Here is a 20,732-nt window from a genome sequence, read left to right as displayed (position 1 = left end):
GGAGGTTTTGTATCGAGCCAGTTACAGCCATCAGTGTAGGTGGCTCTGACCGCGACACACGGTTCAATGATGCTATTTCGCCGCTACCGCATCTGACTCACCGTCGCGGCTGGATCGCCCGGTTTTACTGGCGTCAATGCACCGTCGGCCATGGCATTGGCGGACGGTTGCTGGCGCTCGGTTTCGTCGCTGAGGAAGTCGATGATTGACTGCGCAGACTGTTCGTCGAGGCGCAGATTAGGCATCGGGATTCGCTCGAATTGTTCATAGAGTTGCAAGGCAATCGGGTCTTTTTCCGCGAGCAGGCGATCCGGTTCGCGGATCCAGCGATTCAGCCACTTGGGATCGCGGTTGCGGGTCACGCCGATCAGGTCCGGGCCGATGCTGCGCATGCCTAGGCCCTGGCCATCCTGCGGACCTAGGCTGTGGCACGAGGCGCAGCGCGTGCGGAACAATTCTTCGCCATTGCTCGGCGGACGAATGTCCGGTGCGTTGGCGTAACTTTCTTCGATGCTCGGCTGTTTCCAGTTCTGCAAAGTGTTGGCCAGTTGGTCGGCGAGGATCCACGGATTCTCGAATGGCGAGGCTTTCATCCAGCGCCCGGTGGTCTGGTTGCCGACGATCAGGCTGAGGTTGTGATCCTTGCTGCGACCGTTGTCGACGCCTTCAATGAACAGCCCGAGTTTCTTGCGCAAATCGGTGACATCGGCGAATTCGCCAGTGAGAAACTTCCAGCCGGGGCCGACCTTGAAGCGCTGCGCATAGGCCTTGAGCACTTCGGGGGTGTCGCTGAGCGGGTCGATGCTGATCGAGTAGAAGAAAATGTCCTGGCCGACCCGATCTCCGAGCAGTTTTTGCACTTGGCGCAGGCGCGCGGTTTCCAAGGGGCAGGAATCGCTGCACGAAGTGAAGATGAAGTTGATCACCACCACCTTGTCTTTAATCAGATCATCGAAGAAATGCACCTGCCGACCGTCCTGATCGGTCAGCACGGTGTTGGGGAAATAGTCGCCACCCCACGGGGTGGCGGATTCGCTGGTCGCTGCTGCTGCGTCGACGCTGGCCTGGTGCGCCAGCAGCACACGGCTGCCGAGCACGCAGACCACCAGCACCAGCACCAGGTGCATACCCAGCGCCCGGGAGCGCGGGGTATGCACGGGTTGGCTGTCACCGTGGCGGCGGTTCATGGCTTGACCACCACTTGCGGGCCGTAACCGTCGCCATTGCGGAAGGTTGGCAGCGCGGCCGAGTTGACATAGCGCACACCGTCCCAGCTCGGCAGAGGCGTCGGCATCAACTGCAGTTGCCCGGGTTTCTCAAGGTCCCAACGCAGCAGCATCGAGTTGTCTTCATGCTGGGTGTTGTGACAGTGCTCCATGTACGTCCCGGCGAACTCGCGGAAGTTGATCGCCATTTCGACGTTGTCCAGGCCATCGGCTTCGGAACCGATCCGGTAGACGTCCTTGCGCGCCCATTTCTCCCATTCCGGTGGTGCCTTGCCGCCGCGACTGAGGATGATCCCTTCTTCGAAGTGCACGTGCACCGGATGGCTCCAGCCCTTGCCGCCGGCCTTGATGTTCCACACCTCCAGCGTGCCGAACCCGGTGACACCGGCATCGGTCGGGCCGCTGGACAGCTGGGTCGAGGCGTTCAGGCGCCGTGGATCCATGTGGTAGCCAAAACCACCATCGGTCTTGACCGTCCACGGTGCTTCATCGGTGCCGTCGGCGCGGCCAAAGGTGAAGGTGCGGTGACGAGCCTTGGCCAGCAGCGCTTTATCGGCAGCGTTGTCGCGGTGAATTTTCAGCGGGATCATCACCAGCCCTTCAGCCTTGCCCGGTTTGGCCGGTTCGTAGGCCGCCGGGTTCATCGCCAGATCCTGGCCGGTGTAGGCCTTGACGTTGAGCTGCAAGACCTTGCCCACCGCCGGATCGCCCTTGTCCCACTGCGGGCCCTTGCTGGTTTGCTTGATCACCGGCAGGTATTTCTCCGAGAGCACGTCCGCCAGCGGGATCACTTCTTTCGGGCCTTTGCCGTCGTCCTGCGCCTGCAGGTTGAGGAAGAACAGCTTGTCGCCAGGCTTGATGCCGTTTTTCGAGAAGTTGACGATGATGTCGAAGCGCTCGGCGATGCCTTGGGTCGGCAGGATCGCGTTGTGGTTCTGTTTATCGCCGTCGGCGTCGAGGTCCATGCTGCCGTCGAACGGTACGCTGTGTTCCATGATGTTGCCGTCGTTGGCGATCATGTGGAACGGCACGCGGCTGTAGGTCACGCCCGAGTTTTTCGGCCCCTGGAACTCTCCGCCACTGCCTTTGATTTCCCGTACCAGCGCCAGTTTGAAGTAGCGCGACACCGAGCCGTTGAGAATGCGGAAGCGATAGCTGCGTGCGCGCACGTCGAGGGTCGGTTTCCACTGCCAGTTGACCAGCACCTGATCGCCAATAAAGCCATCGGTGTTGAACGGGTTGAACCACAACTGACCTTCCTGATCCCACGCTTTGTCGGCGAACACCAGGTTGACGTCGTAGTCACGGTTGCCCCACGGCAAGGCGCTGCCGCTGGGGAAGCGCAGGTTGACGCCGTCGTTGACCGACTCGTTGCCGCGATCCAGCGCGCTGTAGTAGTTCATCATCGCCGCGTTGCCCTTGTAGACATTCTGCGCGGTGAAATCGAGCATGTGGTCGTGGAACCAGTGGGTGCTCATGGTTTCGCGCCAGTCGCCCCGGATCTTGATGGTGCCGTTATTACAGGTCTTCTTCGCCGGGGTCAGATCGTTGACCCACAGGGTCTCGCCCGGTGCGCAGGGGAACGCGGCGCGCGGGTCTTCGGCCTTGGTGTTGATGCTGTCGTAACCGGCGAGCTGGATCGGCCAGCGGTAATCGTAGTACTGGCCAGGAAAGAAGAACGCGTTGGCATAGCCATCGCTTTCTGCCGGCGCGTGACCGTTATGCTCGTGGGTGCTGATGGTGTGCAGGCCGAAACCGCGGTTGGCCGACGGGTCGATCGGCAAGCCGTTGTAGTGGCGCATCATCACCGGTTGGCCGTAGCGCACCATCAACAGTTTCGGCGGCAGCGTGCCGTCGAAGGTCCATACCGCGTTGTGGTTCTGCACGGGCATGTTCGGGTGGAAGCGCGGGTCGACGCCTTTGGCGGTGCCATCGGTCGCCGGTACACCGGCGACGTTGTGGTACAGACCGCCGGGGCCGAACTCGCCCATGGCGTAGCCGTGCATTTGCCGACTGTCACGCAGGCCGCCGTTGAGGCGCGCGCCGGTCTGCACGGTTTTGTAGGCGACTTGTGGGTAGAACTCGTTCCAGCGCTGGTGCGACCAGCCTTTTCCTGGCGGCCGTCCTTCAGCGGAGGAGCCAATGTGGCGGTTGAGGAACACTTCGATCTGCGCCTGCCACGGGTTGCGATCGACCACGTTTGAGAACTGACTGGGAAACGGCGTCAGCCCCGGTTGACGCAAGAACGCGTCGAGCGCCGTGCCGGGTGGCGCACTGCGAGCGATGTTGTTCGGGTCCTGCGCGGGTGCCGGGCCAATCGCAACCGGCGGAAAGGGCAACGGCGCGGCCGGGGTGGTCGGGTCGAGTTTTTCCGGGCCGAATTCCTCGAACAGCAGCAACTGCTGGCTGAACGGCTGTGCGCCATAGAGCGGGCTGGGTTTGCCGTTGGTGGGGTAGTTGAAACTGGTCTGCACGGTGGGCGGCAGAACGTTTTCGGTGCGGGTCGAGTCCCGCGTGCCTTTGACCCCGTCGGGCAAATCGAAGGAATCTTCGTTGGCCTCGGGCATGGTCAGGATGGCGTTGAGTGCGCTCGGTTCATCCGCCGGCTCGTCGTAGTACGCCGACGGGTCGGAGTTTTCCGGCTGTCGCTCGTCATCGATCGGACTGGCATGAACGCCGGCCATGGTGCCGAGGGTCAACATCAGAAACACGCTCAGTGGCGTCAACCGGAAGGTATTGCTTGGGTCACGCGTTGCTCTGTCCATCACCAGCCGCCTCATCAAGGAAGGGGTGATGGTGTTTTGCAACTAGTGCGCCAAGAATTTATTTCCAGTGGTTACAGGGGCTTGGGGACGCTGTGGGTTCCCCCACTCCCCGGTGACCGGGGCTTGACACCCATTGGTGGGGGAAGTTCATAAAATTATCGAGCGTATGAATTCTTGTGGCGAGGGAGCTTGCTCCCGCTCGACTGCGCAGCAGTCGTAAACCCGGCTTACCCTTTTGTACTGACACACTGCGGTGGATGGTTTTGGGGCCGCTTCGCAGCCCAGCGGGAGCAAGCTCCCTCGCCACAGGGGAAGGTGTAAATCAGGGGACGCGTTGAAAGGCCAGGCGCACGGTGGTGCCCTCGCCTTCGCGGCTGTCGAGGGTCACGCCGCCGCCAAAGCGTTCCATGATGCGTTTGACCAGCACCAGACCAACGCCCAAGCCACCTGATTTGGTGGTGAAAAACGGCCGGAACGCCATGGTCCGTTGTTCCTCGTTCATGCCTTTACCGGTGTCGCTGAGCACCACACACACGCCGCGGTCGTCGCTCGGTTCCAGGCTGACGGTCAACGTGCCGCCCTTGTCCATCGCCTCCAGTGCATTGGCCAGCAGGCTGTTGAGGATCTGCGTCAGTTGCACCGGCTGACTGAGCACCATCGGCGTGTGCTGCGGATGAAACACCACTGTCACCCCGGCCCTGGCGATCTGTTGTTCGAAGGCGACGAGGCTTTCGTGCAACGCGGCCACCAGGTTCACCGGTTCCGGGTCATCGTTGAGCGGACGCAACGACTGCAGCAGTTCGCGCACCCATTTCGACATGCGGTCAACCTGACCGATGATGTCCTTGATGTTCTTTTCGGCCGGGCCGGCATCGAACTCCAGCGCCAGTTCGGCACTGGAGCGGATGGTCGCCAACGGGTTGCGCAGGCTATGCGCGACAGCTGAGGACATCTCGCCCAGCGCAACAAAGGTTTCATTGGCGATCAGTTGTTTTTGCTGGGCGGCGAGCAGGATCGCCGCGCGCCGCACGATCCAGTACAGGCCCAGATAAATCAGTCCGCCGCCGAGCGCAGTGGCCAGCCAGATCAAGGCCAAACCGCGCTCCATGCGCGCGATCAGGTCTTTGGGTTCCTTGTAGATCTCGACCATCGCTGTGACGTTCTTGCCCTCGGCGTCGAACAGCGGAATGTAATTTTCGATAAAGATGTAATCCGGCGGGATGACGAACTTCTGCTCTTCCCGGGCCTTGTCGACGTCGTGGTAGCTGGCCGACACGGGAATCTTTTCATTGAAGGCGCGATCGAGGTCTTCGTCGGCGTGAATGCTGGTACCGACCAGCGCCGGATTGGTTGACCAGATCACCTGCCGGTCCGGCGCGTAAATATTGGCGAGGATCACGTCCGGCAGGTGTTCGATGTGGTCGAGAAATTCACCGCGCGCCCCTGCCCTGGCCTGTGGGTCGACATCGGGAAAGTCCTTGTCCTGACGCGGGTCGAGCAGTTCGCCCATCGTGCGGATATTGGGAATCGACACGTGGCGCACTTCGGCGGACGCGATGGCCTGGATGAACTGCGCGGTGAGCAAGGCATCGCGCTGCACGCTCTCATCGATCACGAAACGCGTTGAAACAGAGCCAAGTGCGATGGCCACGGTGCCGATCACCACCATGCTGATCAGCGAAAACCAGCGCAGCAGGTTGAACGGTTGCTTATGCGAGCCCAACCGTAGATTGCCCTCCTCGACCGGTAGCGATTTCGACTGCATGTTCATGGCGGCGACTTCCCGATACGTCCCTATACGGTTATAGCCCACGGGTGGGGGTTTGCCCGGATGCGGGGAAATCGACCCGATAGCACACCTCCCAAACCCACCCCAGATACCTGTAGGAGCTGTCGAGTGAAACGAGGCTGCGATCTTTTGATCCTGCTTTTGTGAATCAAGATCAAAATATCGCAGCCTGCGGCAGCTCCTATAGGGGTTCTGCGTACGACGGGCCATTAAGAGCATCCCCACCGTCCCCGATTCTGGGGAATGACGCCCTTTCCCCGCAGGCCACAACCTTCGCCAAAACGCCCGCCAAACCCTCTAAACCGGCCCTCTCCCGCCCATTCACCACACCTTGGCATGGAAGGTGTACAGGCCCTCTGCAACTGACCCACCCCCAAGGGGCAGGTACTTTGATAGAGGGATTAACTCATGCACCCTTTACTGTCCAAAACCGCGACCGTCCTGGTCGTGAGCGCCCTAGCCCAGGGCATTGCCCAGGCCGCTTTGTTCGCTGTTGATCCGGGGCCTTACGTACCGGCCAATGGCGGTTTCGCCAGTTGGTATCAGGACACCCACGGCCGCACCCTGGACCTTTGCCTGTCCAAAGCGCTCAGTTCGCGAGTGCCCAGCACACCGGGCGCGCCTTCGTATATGTGCTCGCTGTTGCCGGCGCCCGGCATATTCGATGACACCCAACCGCTGGCTTTCCCCAGCAACTTCCCCGACGAGGCATTCTGGTTTACCGCTGACGGCGCGATTGTCGACGCCGCGCGCGGCATCAACCTTTCCTACGGCTCGGCGATCGAAGCCGCGTTCAGTGGCGGTGACCCGGCGGAAGGCGATCAGATCAGCTTCGCGCGGATCCGCATCCGGGTCGATATTCCTACAGCCGGCACCTACGTCATCACCCACCCGTATGGCGTCGAAGTGTTCAACATCGACACTCCCGGCCGCCGCGCAATCAACATGACCCGCGACATCGGCATCGGCACACCGAAAACCTACGACGGTGCGCTCAAGGGTGACGTCGGACCGTTCCTGCGCAGTCTCAACGGGCCCTATACCGAAACCAATCCGGTGACTGGCTCGGCAGAACAATTTGTTGGTGATCCGAACCTGGAAGAAGCCGTGACCGGCAGCCCGTTCAACACCAACTTCATTCGTATCGAAGGTCCCAATGGTCTGGATCTGCGGACCACGACATTCGCCGTCTCCGGCAAGTTGTCGACGGTAGTTCGCCCAACGCCGATGATCACCCAGCGCAGCACTTACTCGCGCAAAGCGGGGACCAGCGCGCCGGTGGCTCAGCAGGACGTATTCGTCCTCGCACCACCAGCCCCCGGCACCGTCGCGGTGACCAGTTTCACCCCGGTGCTGAACATGACCGAAGCCAACTCCACCGGTGCCTGGTACGCGCAATCGTCGGCCAACCCGAGTGTGCCGAGCGTCCTGCAAGTGACCGCCGACAACCACCTGGCCATCGCCAGCAGCACGCCGACCACCCTGCCCATGACCCTGACCGACCTGGTGGTGATCCAGAGCGCCCAATACAGCTTGAGCTCCGGACAACTGACCGTAGTGGCCTCGACCAGTGACGAAACCTCGCCCCCCGTACTCACCGCCACCTCCGGCAGCGGCGCCACCATCGGTGCCCTGAGCGGCGACGGCGCGCTGAAAAGCCTGGCCACCGGGATCTCGCCGATACCACCAGCCAAGGTTCGCGTGACGTCGTCCAACGGCGGCAGCGATACCGAAGAAGTGGTCATCGTGCAATGAACGCTCACATGCCCAGATCCGCATCAGGAGGCATCATGAACAAGTGGCCACGCTTTGCGCTCAACGCGCTCGGGCTCGCTCTCTCGCTGAACGGCAGTGCCTATGCGCAACTCGCCGCCGTCGACCCCGGCCCCTACACCTTCGCCACCGGGAAATTCCCGATGTGGTATCAGGACAGCAATCAACTGTCGATGGAACTCTGCCAGTCGCGCGCCGCCAGCTCGCGGGTAGCGGCCAGCACGCCACCGGCCTACATGTGCACCCTGCTGCCGGAACCGGGCATCTTCGATGACAGCCTGCCCATGGTGTTCCCGGACAACTGGCCGCCAGAAGCCTTCTGGTTTCTCGCCGAAACCACTATTCCCAACAACGGCGCCGGCTATGGCATGGACGCTTATGTGGCCGGGATAGAAGCCGCGTTTGCCTCGGGAAACCCGGCTGACGGCGATCAACAAAGCTTCGCGCGCATTCGTATCCGGGTGAACGTTCCCGTGGCCGGTACCTACACCATCACTCACCCGTATGGTGTGGAAACGGTCAACGTCACCACCCCCGGGCGGCGCGCGATCAACATCACCAAAGACATCGGCATCGGTGCGCCGGGCGATTTCAGCGGCACGCTCAACGGCGCCATCGGGCCGTTCCTGCGCAGCATCAATGGTCCATACACCGAAGTGAACCCCGATACCGGCGGCGTCGAAACTTTCGTCGGCGACCCGAACCTCACCGAAGCGGTGACCGGCAGCCCGTTCGACACCAACTTTGTACGCATCGTCGGGCCGTCCGGCGCCGGTACGATCCAGACCAACCTGTTCACTGTCGCCGGCAAGGTGCTCGACAGCCGTCAGCAAACCCACGTCGACATCGACCGCGCCACCTATCGTCGCACCTCGGCCGGGGTGCGTGCCGAAGTGTTCGCCAAGGCTGACAGCAGCTCGACCCTGTGTTTCCGTGAAACCGTGGCGCTGCTCCCCGGCCCACCGCCAACGCCTTGCCAGACCAGCCTGACCGGTGACAACACCGGCCTGTTCTTCGGCCAGCGCCTGGGCAGCGGTGCCGTGCCGCCCGTCGTGGTGGTGACTGCGACCAACCCGGCCGGCACCACACGTCCGACCTCTGTGTCGGCCAGGCTCACCGACGTGGTGAAAGTGCAGACCGCGCGTTACAGCTGGGCCAATCACAGCCTGCTGATCGAAGCGACATCGACCGATGAAGTGGCAGTTCCGGACATGGTTGCCCAAGGCTACGGACGTCTGTCGAAGACCGGCACGCTGCAGCGCATTACCGTCGCCGACCTGACTCAGCCACCGGCCACCATCACCGTGAAATCCGCCGCCGGCGGCAGCGACACGGAAGCAGTCGTGGTGGTCGGCACTGCGCCAGACACCGGTGAAAACCAGGCGCCGATCGCCAACGCCGACACCGGCAGCACCAGCTTCGGCGTGCCGATCACCCTCAGCCTGTTGACCAACGACAGCGACCCCGACGGTAATAATCCGCTGAGCATTACCGCGTTGACCCAACCTGCTGCGAACCAAGGCACCGTGGCTCTCAGCGGCACCGCCGCCGTGGTCTATACCCCGCCAGCCGTGGTCAACACCCCGCTGACCACGACCTTCACCTACAAGGCGCAAGACGCCAAAGGCCTGGCCTCGGCCAACCCGGCCACCGTGACGATTACCGTCGCGCCAAACCGGGCACCGACTGCCGTCGCCGACAGCGTTGCCACCCTGGGTGTGGCGATCCCGATCAACGTGCTGGCCAACGACACCGATCCGGAAGGCAACGTGCCACTCGGCGTCGCCAGCCTGACCCAACCGGCCGCAGGCCGTGGCACGGTCAGCACTGACGGCAGCGTGATCACCTACACGCCACCGGCCACCGTAACCACGGCGTTCACCACGACCTTCACCTACATCGCCCGGGACAGCTTCGGCGCCCTGTCGACGCCGGCCACGGTCACTGTGCAAGTGTCGCCACGGCCAGCAGCGGAAACGTTCACCGTCACCGCGTCCACGGTGCAGGCACGCTCCGGCGGTCGCTTCAACTGGGACTTCACCGGCACCTCGTCGGTGACTACCGGCAACACCATCACCGTGCAGGTCACCACCCCGACCGGGCTGGTCACTCTCGGCACCACCACCGTACCGGTGACCGGACGCTGGCGGCTGACGCTCAACAACACGACGGTGGTGCCATCGGCCAACCCGACCGCAACGATCCGCTCTTCCCAGGGCACCGTGCGCACGGTCTCGGTGACCACACTGTAAGCCAGATCCCCAGCCACTCTCGGGTGGCTGGGGTCGATTGCGAACCGGTTAACGCCTGACAGGATGTGTGCCATGAACACGCCGACCGCCACCCTGCTTTGCCTGCTTGTGCTATGCAGCAGTGCAGGCGTGCGCGCCGACGACCTGATGGACAACGACGACCTGGCCCCGACCAGCAGCGACCTCGGCGAACTGCCCCCACCGGTGGGTCAGCAAGCCCTGATCGACCAGCTCGGCCAAGCCAACGTCGCCCTGCTGCAACAGAACGGTCAGTCGCTGCTCGGGCAGATCGTGCAGTCGGGCAGCAATCAGGAGGCGTACATCCTGCAACAGGGCAGCGACCTGATGGCGCTGATCAACCAGAACGGTTCCGGCAACGCCGCCTCGATCACCCAGAACGGCAGCCACAACCGCGCGCAGATTTCGCAAAACGGCAACAACAACGACGCCAGCATCGAGCAGGCCGGCACGGGGCTGCAAAGCGCCGTGACCCAGTCGGGCAACGGCATGAGCGTTTCGGTCAAGCAATACCGCTAAGCACTGCAAATCATCGGAGAGTTCAATCATGTTCAAACTGACGCCCCTCACCGCCGCCCTCCTGGTCATGATCAGTGCCCAGGCCATGGCCGACGACAGCTTGTCCAACCAAAGCCAGGCCGGTACCGCCAACATCGCGGATGTGAAACAGACTCAGGCCCCGTTCAGCACCGCCACCCAGACCCAACTGGGCCAAGGCAACGACGCCGCCGCCGTGCAAGACCACGCCACCAGCGTGATCACCCAGGACGCGGTCGGCGACTACAACGCCGGCTACGCCGAACAACTTTACGAAGACAACGCCACCATCACCCAGCAACAGGTCGGCGCCTTCAACACCGCCCACGCCAGCCAGTCACTGGGCTTCGGCTCACCCAACAATGCGCTGCAACAGCAGCAAGGCACTGGCAACTTCTCGTTCGTCTATCAGGACTCGCAAAACGGCAGCGAAGGCAAAACCTTCCAGTACGGCGACAGCAACGAAGCCAATATCGAACAACTCTATGAAGGCAGCGGCAACAGCTCGGTGATCACTCAATTCGGCACCGCCAACTACGGCACCGCCGAACAGGTCACCCATAACGGCGGCCAGATCGGCATCAACCAGGCTGGCGAAAGCAACTACGCCTACGGCGACCAACGCAACGGCACCGGCGGCAACATCACCATCAACCAGTTCGGCAACCTCAACGGCACCGAAATCTGGCAAGACTCGCAACTGGCCAGCCAAGCCACCATCAACCAATACGGCGACAGCAACGAAACCGTGGTCGACCAAAGCTTCGGCGAAAACAACAGCGCCGCCGTCACCCAGGTCGGCAACACCAACGCGATCTACGCCGACCAGTTCGAATCGGTCAATTCAACACTGGCGCTCTATCAAGTCGGCAACGGCAACGTGCACTTCACCTACCAGAACGGCGAGGGCCACGTGCTCAGCGCCACCTCCGTGGGCAACGACAACAAGGTCTACGCCAGCAACTGGAAAGGCCCGCAATCGGGTGGGCAGTTCGGCAGCAACCAACGCGCCACCGTCAATCAGGCCGGCAACGGCAACATCGCCAGCTTCACCCAGGATGGTGTCGGCCACGTCATGACCACCCACCAGACCGGGACCGGTAACAAGACCACGGTCAGTCAGGCTGAGTCGTATAACGAGCTGTATTTTGATCAGAATGGTAGCGACAACATTTTGATCTCGGATCAGCGCGGGACCGGCAACCTGGTGCAGGGTTCTTCGAATGGCACGGGGAACAGCGCCGAATTTGATCAGTCCGGATTCGGGAACCAGGCGTATACCGCGCAGTTGTATGGCAGTGACAACCAGATCACTGTGACGCAGGCTGACACCATGAACGTAGCGTATGTGACCCAGGGCGGGACGGGGAACATTGCCAATGTCGATCAGAGTGGAGTTACGCAGACGGCGAATATTCAGCAGTTCGGGTCGGCTAACCAGGCGACGGTTTTGCAGCAGTAGGGGTTGGGTGTTGATGGGCCGCGATTCTCTGGTGAGGGGGATCGCGGCTTTTTTGTAGGCAGACCTAACCACACGCGAGGCTTGTCAGATCAGTCGAGTCCTACAGAAAAGAGAAAGCTTTTAGTAAATCGGTGGTGTTTTCCTACCACTTCTGGCGGTTGGCCTTCGGAAGCACGGCGTCTAGGATTCTTTGGGACAAATGATCCTCATGGAGCTTGACCAACGTGCTATTCATCCAGCCAGCGACGACAGCAAATGCTTTACCGAATAGACTTCGAGGCATTAAACCCGGAGGTGCCATGATCGACCCGTCTTTAATCGACCCACTGTGCCCAGTTGTTTCAGATCTTGATCCTGAAGAGCAGGCCGCGAGCTATGACCGTTGGTTAATCGCTAAAGTGCAGGCTTCGATGAGTGATACAAGACCGAGCATTCCCAATGATCAGGTTATGGCCGAGATGCGTGCCTTGATGGAAGCAAAGCGTAAAAAATACGATGCAGGTTGAGTGGCAGCCCGAAGCTCGGGCTGAACTCCTGAAAATCCTTGATTACATCAGTGACCGGAACTTAGTAGCGGCTGACAGACTTTCCCAAGCTATCGAAGGCGCGACGGTTACCCTTGCTCAACATCCACACCTCTATCGAATAGGTCGAGCGCCCGGTACTCGCGAGATGGTTGTGCACCCCAATTACCTGATCATTTATCAAGTGGTGGGTCGGATAAATATTCTGAGCGTTTTGCATGCGCGGCAGGAATATCCATAACGCAGACCGAAAAATGCCGGCAGATCAAACGCAATTATTTTGCTAACAAAAACGCGACCTTTTCGAGGGTCGCGTTTTTTCTTGATCGTTCCCACGCTCTGCGTGGGAATGCCTCTCGGGACGCTCCGCGTTCCAAATTGCGAGCTACATTCCTTTGCTGCGCGTGGGAGCGATCTAATTAGCCATCCTTCAACTCGACGTGATCCAGCGCTTGATTGACGGCCAGTTCACCCAGCATGACGACCTGTGCGATGCCCAGTGCTGTCTTACGGTGTGAGGTTTCCAGCAAAGCGGCGAAGTTGTTGAGCATTTCGCTGGCCGAGCCGAGGGTTTCGCTGGCGTTGGCCAGCAGGGATTCGGTGTTGTACCTGGGGTTGGCGAGGTACATGGGTTCCGGCTCGTTGGCGCTGGACATGATGTGGGCGGTGGGCTTGAGGTAGAAATCGAGGGCGCGGTCGGCGGCGTCGTGGAGTTTTTTGCTGTCGACTGAGGCGTAGGGGGATGTGGTGTAGTTGTCTGGTTCTGGGGGGTTGGGTGTTGGTTTTTTCATGATTATTTACCCTGTATGACGGTTATAGCTGGCCCCCCATTCGGTTTCCAAGCGAATAGGTGGCAGCTGTACGCAGGTTGGAAACCCGGGACAGAGGCAACCCGGCAGACACAAGGTCTCCCACGCACAGCCGCCATAACAAAGTGCACACAGTGAAGGTGCGCAAGGATACGTTATGAATGGCGCTAGTGCGCTCTGTAGTTACCGGGTTTCCACGCCCGGTCGCTGAATTGGCAGCGACGAACACAGGCTAGAGACCGGACGTCCGACGGACAACCTGAAAACATTGTGGGAAGGTTCCGCAAAATCGAAACAACCTTTAAACATTCCGAATTGAAATACGCATGTGTAGGAGCTGCCGCAGGCTGCGATCTTTGATCTTGATCTTGATCTTGATATTCATCTTAAAAAATCAGAGTCAAAAGATCGCAGCCTTCGGCAGCTCCTACAGTGAATGTGTGCAACCGGCGGGAATTGCTCGGCTCGTAGATCGCCATCGCTGGCAAGCCAGCTCCCACAAGGATTTGGGTACATCCGCAATGGCAACTGAGTCTGAGAGATAGCTATCGCGAGCAGGCTCACTCCTACAATTGAATAGCGCTCTGTCAGCAAGAGATTGGTCGGCTGTCAGGCCGCCTTCGCGAGCAAGCTCAGCGCCTACGAAGATCAAAAGCCGAGCACGCTGTGCTCCTCACCACTCAACAGGATGAGCGTTAGCTCGGCTGCAGCTCTTGATCTTGATCCACGGGCGACGTCGGAAGGCTGAGCGGAGGGATTGATCCGGGCGTGGGAGCGCAGCGACCGTTTGGCGCAGCCAAACACAGCGAGAGGAGGTGCAGCGAAGCAAACCGTAGGCGCTGCGCCCGGATCGATCCCGGAGTGAAGGAACCCCGAGCCTCAGCGAGCGGGCCGCACGTAGGAGCAAGCCTTTTTGGTTACTTTTTCGGCGTCTGGAAAAAGTGACCCGCCGTAAGGGCGGAACCCTAAGCAGCCATTACCGCAGCAACGGATATGTACCCCGTCAAACAGAACTCACCGCCCAACCAGAACCTGGTCGGCCCGAAGGCCGCCACGTTCACTCGGCATCCGGATCAACCTTGTTCTGACTCAAATACCGATTCAACACATCATCCTGCCCAGGCGTAGAAGCGTCCCCCGCAACCTGCCACAACCGCCGCTCAATCCCCTGCGCCACCATATGCCCCACCGCCGCCTCAATCGCCGACAACACACACAACTGCGCCGGCTCGTTAGTCGTATAACCCACTTCAGCTTCGAGCAACTTCTTGAACTCGATAAACTTGAAAATCCCGGCACTGCGCGCCACCGAATAAATCGTCTTGCTGGTCATCACATTCGCCAACACCTGCCCACTGCGCACATCCACCGCACGCAAGTTGACGGTCACCTGATCCACCCGATACTCACGCTGCAAATCAATCCCCAGATACCGCGCCCCTTCTCCACCGCTACGCACATTCGTGTCATAAGCGATGATCCCGCCCTCGAGCATCATGTTCGCCGCCTGCAACGGTGGCAGCTCACCCTGAATATTCACCGGGGTATTCGGCTTCTTCTGCGACGCGCGAATGATCTTGCGTTCAGTCAACAGGTTCTGCAGCCCTTCCCGCTCCAACACCACAAACCAGCCACTGGCCTGCATCGCGTCCATCAACATCGACGCCGCGCCCTGGGTCACGCTGGTGGAAAACGAACTCGCGGGCGTCGGCTTGTACTGCCCGGTCTGATCACGGAAGCCGTACACCACCGCCATCAGCCGCCCCTTGGGGCGCGGCATCTTCAGCAAGTCGTAATAAGTCGAGGCCCTTGGAGTCAGGGTCGGGGTTTCAGTGTCCTGCTCGGCCGGCATCGGCTCGCGCAGACTGCACCCTTGTAATGTCGCCAACATCAGCCCTAGCGCGATTAATTTTTTCATGTCCATCACTCCCCGGAACCGTCAGCCCGTCATGGGTTGAGGCCGTTCACCTGAATTTCCGAAACCTCACCGGTCGCTCGATCGGTCACTTCAATGCTCAGTGCCCCGGAGTCGTCGATGACGTTGACGATAAAAGAGTCGGTGGACAGGCTCCCCGTGTTGCCAGTGGAGATGTTGTCCAGCAACTGCCCTAGCAGCCGCGATTGCAATTGACTGGTGAAGCGCTCCAGCGCCGAGGTGCCGGCCACGCTCGAACGGCTTTTCAGGTCCGGATCGTCGTGATCGTTTTGTGCCTGGGCGTTGTTGAGCAGCCAGGTGCCGTTGAGCGGGTTGCCGCCAAACGATGGATTGACCGGCGTGTAGACCAGTTCAGTGGCCTGGACAGCCGCGGCGCTGGCGAGCCCGATCAACAACCCCGAGATCCAGAATCCGCTGCGCCGTGAGAACGTTGTGCTGTTCATAGTTCGTCCTTCTCGAGGTCGGTGGTGTCCTGCAACAGAGCCTCCAGCTTGCGCTGGACAACCTGGCGTCGAACCCAGTCGGCGGCCGCATAGGCCTCGTCCTTCAGTTCCACGGTGTTCGGCGGCAGGAAGCGCCGATACACCAGGCGTTGCTGATATTCCACGGTCACCAGGCTGCCCCAGCGCGCGTCGGGGCGCTCGCGCACCACCAGGTTGAAATCCATCGGGCTGGTGTCACGCAGGCGTTCACTGAACGAGTAGTAGAAGTCGTGGCCGATATGCGAGATCGTGTCGTCGACGATGAAGCCCATCATTTCGTCTTCTTCACCGGCGTGGGCGCAGAGCGCCGCCACAGCGAGGACCAGCGCGCAGAGCCATTGGCGAATCATGGCTGCAATGCCTGTGGCAGAACCGATTGCCCTTTGGCCGGGCCATTGGTGCCCTCAAGGAAGGCCTTTTCGGCAACAAACTGCCAATCCGAATAACGCTGCATGCCTTCGAAATCCGACCACTGCGTCGGGAAGTCCGCCTGCTTCAATGGCAGCTCGGTCGACGGGCTGTTGAGGCCGGTGATGCGTCCGTCGAAACCGCGTTGCAGCGCCCATTCGCCCTGACCAATCGGGTCCGGATAGAGCTGACGCAAGTGATGTTTGGCCTCGGGAAAACGCTGATCGTCGAGCAGGTCGACCAGTTCTTTCGGGTACTGCGCCAGCCCCGGCGAACTGCGGTAGTAGCTGCGCAACGCTTGTGCGTATTGAGTACCGACCCAGAGCAACTGGCGCTCCCGGTCACGGCGCGACGCGGTCGACCACAATTCACCAGCACTGGCCAGGCCCATGCCCATCACCACTATCAGGAACAGCACGCCCAAGTAGGTGAAGCCACCCTGCTGCGCGCGGTTACCACTCGGCATACTGACTGCCATCTCGCGCCCTCCCGGTAGCACCGCTTTTGATGTCGGCCACGCCACCGGCGACGCCGTCCGGTGGCGCGATCAGCACCCACTGGTCTTTGCGTTCGGTGATTGGGTCCAGTGGTGCGCTGCGCAAGTAACGTTGTTCGATCAGTTGTTCAATGGAATCGGGGTAGCGGCCGGTGTCGCCGTAAAAGTGATCCAGCGCCTCACGCATCGCCGACAGGCTTTGGCGCAGCGTGGTTTCCTTCGACGCTTCAAGGCTGTTGAAGTAGCGCGGCAGCGCGATGGTCATCAGCGTGGCGATGATCGCCATCACCACCATCAGCTCCAGCAAGGTAAAACCTTTTTCCCGGCGCATGAGGTTCACCACTCGCGGTAAGCGACACCGTTGAGGCCCTTGCCGCGGGCGTGGGAGTAGACGTCGAACACGTCCTCGCCATCGCGCGGATTCTGAGCCGAACTGTTGTAGGCGCGTACGCCCCAACCCCCTTCATCGTCACGTTTGGCCGGCACCAGCGGATCGCGCGGGATGCGGCGTAAAAAGTAGAACTTGGCGCCCTTCGCGCTGCGCACATCGCGCACGCCTTCGACCAGCACTTTCAGGTTCGGCGGGTAGCCGCTGCTGTTCAGCGACTTCTCGATGTAGCCGGCATCGAACGCGCGTTTATAGGCGTCGATGCCATCGCGAATCTGGTACAGCGCGTTGCGCAATTCCTGCTCCTTGCCACGCCGCACCAGGGTTTCGGTCAGGGGCGCGGCCATGCTCGCCAACAGGCCGATCAGGGCCAGCGTCACCACGACTTCGATCAGGGTGAAACCGCGTTGGGAGGCGTTCATGATCAAGGCTTCTCGACAGTGACGCGGGTGGTGGCCACGGCCGCTTCACCGACTGCACGCGGCTGCGCGGCAGGCGATGGCATCACGTAACTCTGCGAGCGATCCGGTGCCTGGATGTGCATGCTGGTTTCGGTGCCGGTGGAGAACTCCATGTCCGACGGGCTCTGGTATGGCAGGTTGCGCACGATCCGTGGAGTGATCGACAGCACCAGTTCCGATTTGCCGATGGTGTCTTTGTTGCTGCCGAACAAGCGGCCGAGTCCGGGAATGTCCCCCAGGCCGGGAATCTTGTTGCCGGTGGCGCCATGATCGTTGCGCACCAGCCCGGCGAGGATCTGCGTTTCACCGTCGTGCAGGCGCAGCGAGGTTTGCGCATTGCGGGTGTCGACCTGTACCGGGATCGTGCCCTGGCGGGTCGGCTCCAGCGGCGTGGCGTTACTCACCTCCAGGGCAATCTTGATCGCCACTTCGTTGTTCAGGTGCACGGTGGGCGTCACTTCGAGCTTCAGACCGACATCCAGATAGGTCACGCTTTCGGTGATCACCGGCCCCTGTGTCGACGGCACCGAGGTCGCGCTGATGATCGGCACGCGCTGACCAATGTGAATGCGCGCCTGCTCACGGTTGCTGACGCGAATCACCGGACTGGCGAGGGTGTTGATGTCGTTGTCCTGCGCGTTGATCTTGGCCTGCGGCGATGGGCCGATGGAGATGCGGTCTGAGTTGATACCCTTGAGTTGCCCGAGCAGCGTGACCGGCGAACCATCGGAGTTGACCACACCGAAGGTGCTCGGCCATTGCAGGCCGAGGTCGAGAATGCGCTGAGTGGCGACCTCCATCACCTCGACTTCGAGCACCACTTCCGGATTGGACTGGTCTTGCGATTGCAAAAGCTTTTCCGCCATGCGGATCGCGTCTTCGGTATCGCGCATGGTCAGGGTGTTGAGGCGTTCGTCGACGAATACATCGCGGGTCTTGAGCATGGTTTTCACCATGTTCAGCGCGGTGTTGGCGTCGATGCTGGTCAGGTAAAAGGTGCGCATCACCAGTTCCTGGTAATCCTTCACTTTCTGCGGCGAATCCGGGTAGATCAGCAAGGTGTTTTCGTTCACCACTTTCTGGTGCAACTGGTTCTGTTGCAGCAGCAGGGTCACGGCGTCTTCGATGCGCACGTCACGCACGAAAATCGTCGCTTTCATGTCCGGGCGCAGGTCTTTGTCGAAGATGAAATTCAGCCCGGCGACTTGCGACAGCACTTCAAAAATGGTCTTCAGGTTGGCGTCACGAAATTCCAGGGTCACCGGACGATCGAGCTTGGTGCGCAGTTGCGGATAAGCGATCACGTTGCGGCTCTGCACCAGGCGGATGTTGCCTTGCAGCTCCAGCGCGCCTGCGTTGGCCGGGTCGAGTTCGAGGATCTGCTTGACCTGACGATCAGCGCCGTAGATGTCGCCGCGACGCAGATCGCCACGGGCCAGCTCGAGTTTTTCGTCCATGGTGCGCAGGTATTCCAGCTGCTTCAGGGCATCCTGGGCGCGGCGGTTGTTCGGTTCGATGGTCAGCACGCGCATGTAGGCGGTGCGCGCCGAAGCAAAGTCGCGGCGCGAACGGTCAGTGTCGCCGGCCGTCAGCAATGCCGTGATCGCTTTGGCGCGGCCGCTGTTGAGCAGCAGGTGCAATTCGGTGTCGCGAGGATTTTCACGCAGACCTTCCTCGATCCGGGCCAGCCCCGCCTCGTACTGTCCCTGATCAATCAGGTCGGCGGCTTCCTTGTTGGCCACCTGCGCGGAACTGCACGCGGCCAGCCCGGCACAGAGGCCCAGGCTCATCAGCAAACGGGAACGGTTCATTGCGTACTCCCCACAGACAAGGTCTGCGACAAATGCAAAGGCAGGTAAACCAGGCTCAATTCCAGATCGGAAATGCCGGTGATCTTCCAGGTGTCGTCGATCACATCCCCGTTGCGCACGACGTAGATCTTTTCGCCGTTCTGCAAAAACACTTGCAGGTCGCTGCGGTCATGCAGCCTGCCGACGAACTGAAACGGCACCGGTGGCAGGCTCGGGGCTTGCACCACTGGGGCCGGGTTGATCGCTTGTTCGGTAACCGTGGCCAGGGTCGGCGCGGCCTTCCAGGATTTCGCGGCGAACAGGTCGCCGGCCGGGCTCAGGTCCTTGATCGGCGCGTCTTTGGCCTTGGCGTTGCTCGCCGGCAGCGCGCCACGGCTGGCGGTTGTGGCCGGGGCGGCCACCGCCACTTCGTTGGCGTCGGCGTCATCACTTGGCGAGAAATACTCCGGCAACCATGCCAGCGCCGCCGCCACGCCGAAGAACGCCAGCCACCCTGTCACGCGCTTGGTATTCATCACGACCTCGACAGGTAAAGGGTCATACGGATCCGGCCATTGAGGTCGGTGTCGCCAATCTTCTTGCGTTGCAACTCCAGGTCTTCTACCACCACCGCCGGCAACTGGCCGAGCAAGGCGTGCAGAAAGCGGCGCAATTGCGGGTAGCTGCCGCGCACTGGCAGGAGAATCTGATAGCGCGCCAGGTGGGTTTTCGGGTCGACGCCGAGGGCATATTCGCCGCGCGCCAAGGTGATGTGCTCCTGGGCTGCGAGAGCGTAGATGCGGTCGATGGCGACGGTGGCTTGCGGTTGCGCCGGCAGTTTGTTGCGGAAGTCATCGAGTTGCCGTTGTGGGACCACCGGCGGCGCGATGCTGCCGTCTTCAACCTTGGCCAGGTACGCGGTGGCTTCCTGAGTCTGCTGGCTCAAGTGCTGCAACGATTGCCAGCCCGGCAGCAAACCACCGAGTGCCCAAGCGGCTGCGACCAGCAGCAATGCCAGCCCGGCGAGGCCAGGAACGCCGAGGCCTTGCAGGTATTCGTGGACGATCAGCCTAGGGATTCGCATCGCCAATCTCCCAAGTCGCCGACAGGTTGAATTGCACCGGTTGCTCCGGCGATTTGACGACGATCTCGTGGCTCAGCAGCGAGACGTCCGACAGCTCGTCGCTGGCTTCCAGACGCTTGTGGAAGTCGAGCATCGCTTGCAGATCACGTGCTTCAGCGCTGATGCGTACCTGGCCTTTGCGCGCATCCGGGGTCAGGGTCAGTAGCGCGACGTCATCGCGCGGCATCGCTTCGAGCATTACGAACAGGCGTTCCCACGGCCGGCGCAACTGCTGCGAGACCTTGCGCATCTCAGCGAGGTTTTGCGCCTGTTCGCGGGTTTCCGCCGGGCTCAGGGTGGACTTGCCACCGCTGTCGCCGGTGAGCTGACGCTGGGTAATTTGCAGGTGACCTTGTTGCTGTTCGGTGTGCGCGTCGAGGTGCTGTTGCACGCTGAAGCACAGCAGCGCCAGCAGCACACCGCCGCCGAGCAGGCTCCAGCCCAACGGGCCGGAACGTGGGCGTGGCTGAAAATCGAGATTGAGCGCGCGCAT

General features: G+C 61.1%; 20 protein-coding genes. 6 read left to right on the top strand and 14 right to left on the bottom strand.

What is annotated here, in order from left to right:
• Window positions 1–83: 83 nt before the first annotated feature.
• The 3 genes from HBN98_RS25245 to HBN98_RS25235 form a co-directional block, all read right to left on the bottom strand.
• Window positions 84–1,187 carry an SCO family protein gene (locus HBN98_RS25245; RefSeq protein ID WP_083368644.1) on the bottom strand — a complete coding sequence of 368 codons (1,104 nt, stop codon included), beginning with the start codon at window positions 1,185–1,187 and terminating at the stop codon, window positions 84–86.
• Entirely contained in the window at window positions 1,184–3,991 is a 2,808-nt protein-coding gene (locus HBN98_RS25240) for a multicopper oxidase domain-containing protein (protein WP_083368643.1), read from the bottom strand. Before HBN98_RS25240 ends, HBN98_RS25245 begins: the two co-directional genes overlap by 4 nt.
• A 322-nt stretch (window positions 3,992–4,313) precedes the next feature.
• Window positions 4,314–5,762: a sensor histidine kinase gene (locus HBN98_RS25235; RefSeq protein ID WP_083368642.1), complete on the bottom strand. Its 1,449-nt coding sequence runs from the start codon at window positions 5,760–5,762 to the stop codon at window positions 4,314–4,316.
• A gap of 426 nt (window positions 5,763–6,188) precedes the next feature.
• On the opposite strand from HBN98_RS25235, the gene HBN98_RS25230 reads away from it, so the two are divergent.
• From HBN98_RS25230 to HBN98_RS25205, 6 genes are all read left to right on the top strand, one after another.
• The gene (locus HBN98_RS25230) at window positions 6,189–7,535 is read left to right on the top strand and encodes a hypothetical protein (protein WP_083368641.1); all 1,347 of its coding nucleotides are present in this window, start codon (window positions 6,189–6,191) and stop codon (window positions 7,533–7,535) included.
• A gap of 35 nt (window positions 7,536–7,570) precedes the next feature.
• The gene (locus HBN98_RS25225) at window positions 7,571–9,805 is read left to right on the top strand and encodes an Ig-like domain-containing protein (protein ID WP_083368640.1); all 2,235 of its coding nucleotides are present in this window, start codon (window positions 7,571–7,573) and stop codon (window positions 9,803–9,805) included.
• A gap of 72 nt (window positions 9,806–9,877) precedes the next feature.
• On the top strand, window positions 9,878–10,342 hold the full coding sequence (locus HBN98_RS25220) for a curlin (RefSeq protein ID WP_083368639.1): 465 nt from the start codon (window positions 9,878–9,880) through the stop codon (window positions 10,340–10,342).
• 28 nt (window positions 10,343–10,370) lie between these two features.
• Complete coding sequence (locus HBN98_RS25215; RefSeq protein WP_083368638.1) at window positions 10,371–11,822, top strand: curlin; 1,452 nt, start codon at window positions 10,371–10,373, stop codon at window positions 11,820–11,822.
• Between the two features lie 299 nt (window positions 11,823–12,121).
• Window positions 12,122–12,328: a type II toxin-antitoxin system RelB family antitoxin gene (relB, locus tag HBN98_RS25210; RefSeq protein ID WP_083368637.1), complete on the top strand. Its 207-nt coding sequence runs from the start codon at window positions 12,122–12,124 to the stop codon at window positions 12,326–12,328.
• On the top strand, window positions 12,318–12,587 hold the full coding sequence (locus HBN98_RS25205; protein WP_083368636.1) for a type II toxin-antitoxin system RelE/ParE family toxin: 270 nt from the start codon (window positions 12,318–12,320) through the stop codon (window positions 12,585–12,587). The genes relB and HBN98_RS25205 overlap by 11 nt, the downstream gene beginning before the upstream one ends.
• A 178-nt stretch (window positions 12,588–12,765) precedes the next feature.
• Here the strand turns inward: HBN98_RS25205 and HBN98_RS25200 are convergent, their stop codons facing one another.
• The 11 genes from HBN98_RS25200 to HBN98_RS25150 all read right to left on the bottom strand — a co-directional run bounded on the left by HBN98_RS25200 (window position 12,766) and on the right by HBN98_RS25150 (window position 20,732).
• Window positions 12,766–13,137: a DUF6124 family protein gene (locus HBN98_RS25200; RefSeq protein WP_083368635.1), complete on the bottom strand. Its 372-nt coding sequence runs from the start codon at window positions 13,135–13,137 to the stop codon at window positions 12,766–12,768.
• A 1,075-nt stretch (window positions 13,138–14,212) separates the two neighbouring features.
• Window positions 14,213–15,073 (bottom strand): CsgG/HfaB family protein, encoded by an 861-nt coding sequence (locus HBN98_RS25195; RefSeq protein WP_083368634.1) that lies wholly within the window; start codon window positions 15,071–15,073, stop codon window positions 14,213–14,215.
• Between the two features lie 29 nt (window positions 15,074–15,102).
• On the bottom strand, window positions 15,103–15,534 hold the full coding sequence (locus tag HBN98_RS25190) for a curli assembly protein CsgF (protein WP_016987875.1): 432 nt from the start codon (window positions 15,532–15,534) through the stop codon (window positions 15,103–15,105).
• Entirely contained in the window at window positions 15,531–15,923 is a 393-nt protein-coding gene (gene csgE, locus HBN98_RS25185; protein ID WP_083368633.1) for a curli production assembly/transport protein CsgE, read from the bottom strand. The genes HBN98_RS25190 and csgE overlap by 4 nt, the downstream gene beginning before the upstream one ends.
• Complete coding sequence (locus HBN98_RS25180; RefSeq protein WP_083368632.1) at window positions 15,920–16,459, bottom strand: type II secretion system protein; 540 nt, start codon at window positions 16,457–16,459, stop codon at window positions 15,920–15,922. Before HBN98_RS25180 ends, csgE begins: the two co-directional genes overlap by 4 nt.
• Window positions 16,434–16,808 (bottom strand): type II secretion system protein, encoded by a 375-nt coding sequence (locus HBN98_RS25175; protein ID WP_064588154.1) that lies wholly within the window; start codon window positions 16,806–16,808, stop codon window positions 16,434–16,436. The genes HBN98_RS25180 and HBN98_RS25175 overlap by 26 nt, the downstream gene beginning before the upstream one ends.
• Window positions 16,809–16,813: 5 nt before the next feature.
• Window positions 16,814–17,287, bottom strand: a complete 474-nt coding sequence (locus tag HBN98_RS25170) for a type II secretion system protein (protein ID WP_083368631.1) — start codon at window positions 17,285–17,287, stop codon at window positions 16,814–16,816.
• A gap of 2 nt (window positions 17,288–17,289) precedes the next feature.
• The gene (locus tag HBN98_RS25165) at window positions 17,290–19,137 is read right to left on the bottom strand and encodes a secretin N-terminal domain-containing protein (protein WP_064588156.1); all 1,848 of its coding nucleotides are present in this window, start codon (window positions 19,135–19,137) and stop codon (window positions 17,290–17,292) included.
• Entirely contained in the window at window positions 19,134–19,652 is a 519-nt protein-coding gene (locus HBN98_RS25160; protein WP_064588157.1) for a hypothetical protein, read from the bottom strand. The genes HBN98_RS25165 and HBN98_RS25160 overlap by 4 nt, the downstream gene beginning before the upstream one ends.
• Window positions 19,652–20,200, bottom strand: coding sequence for a GspMb/PilO family protein (locus HBN98_RS25155; RefSeq protein ID WP_064588158.1), 549 nt, complete (start codon window positions 20,198–20,200; stop codon window positions 19,652–19,654). The genes HBN98_RS25160 and HBN98_RS25155 overlap by 1 nt, the downstream gene beginning before the upstream one ends.
• Window positions 20,187–20,732, bottom strand: coding sequence for a PilN domain-containing protein (locus HBN98_RS25150; RefSeq protein ID WP_083368630.1), 546 nt, complete (start codon window positions 20,730–20,732; stop codon window positions 20,187–20,189). Before HBN98_RS25150 ends, HBN98_RS25155 begins: the two co-directional genes overlap by 14 nt.

This window comes from Pseudomonas koreensis (genome assembly GCF_012986595.1).
Classification (GTDB): domain Bacteria; phylum Pseudomonadota; class Gammaproteobacteria; order Pseudomonadales; family Pseudomonadaceae; genus Aquipseudomonas; species Aquipseudomonas koreensis.
Note: the sequence above shows the minus strand (reverse complement) of the source record. Positions and strands in the feature narration are given on the sequence as shown.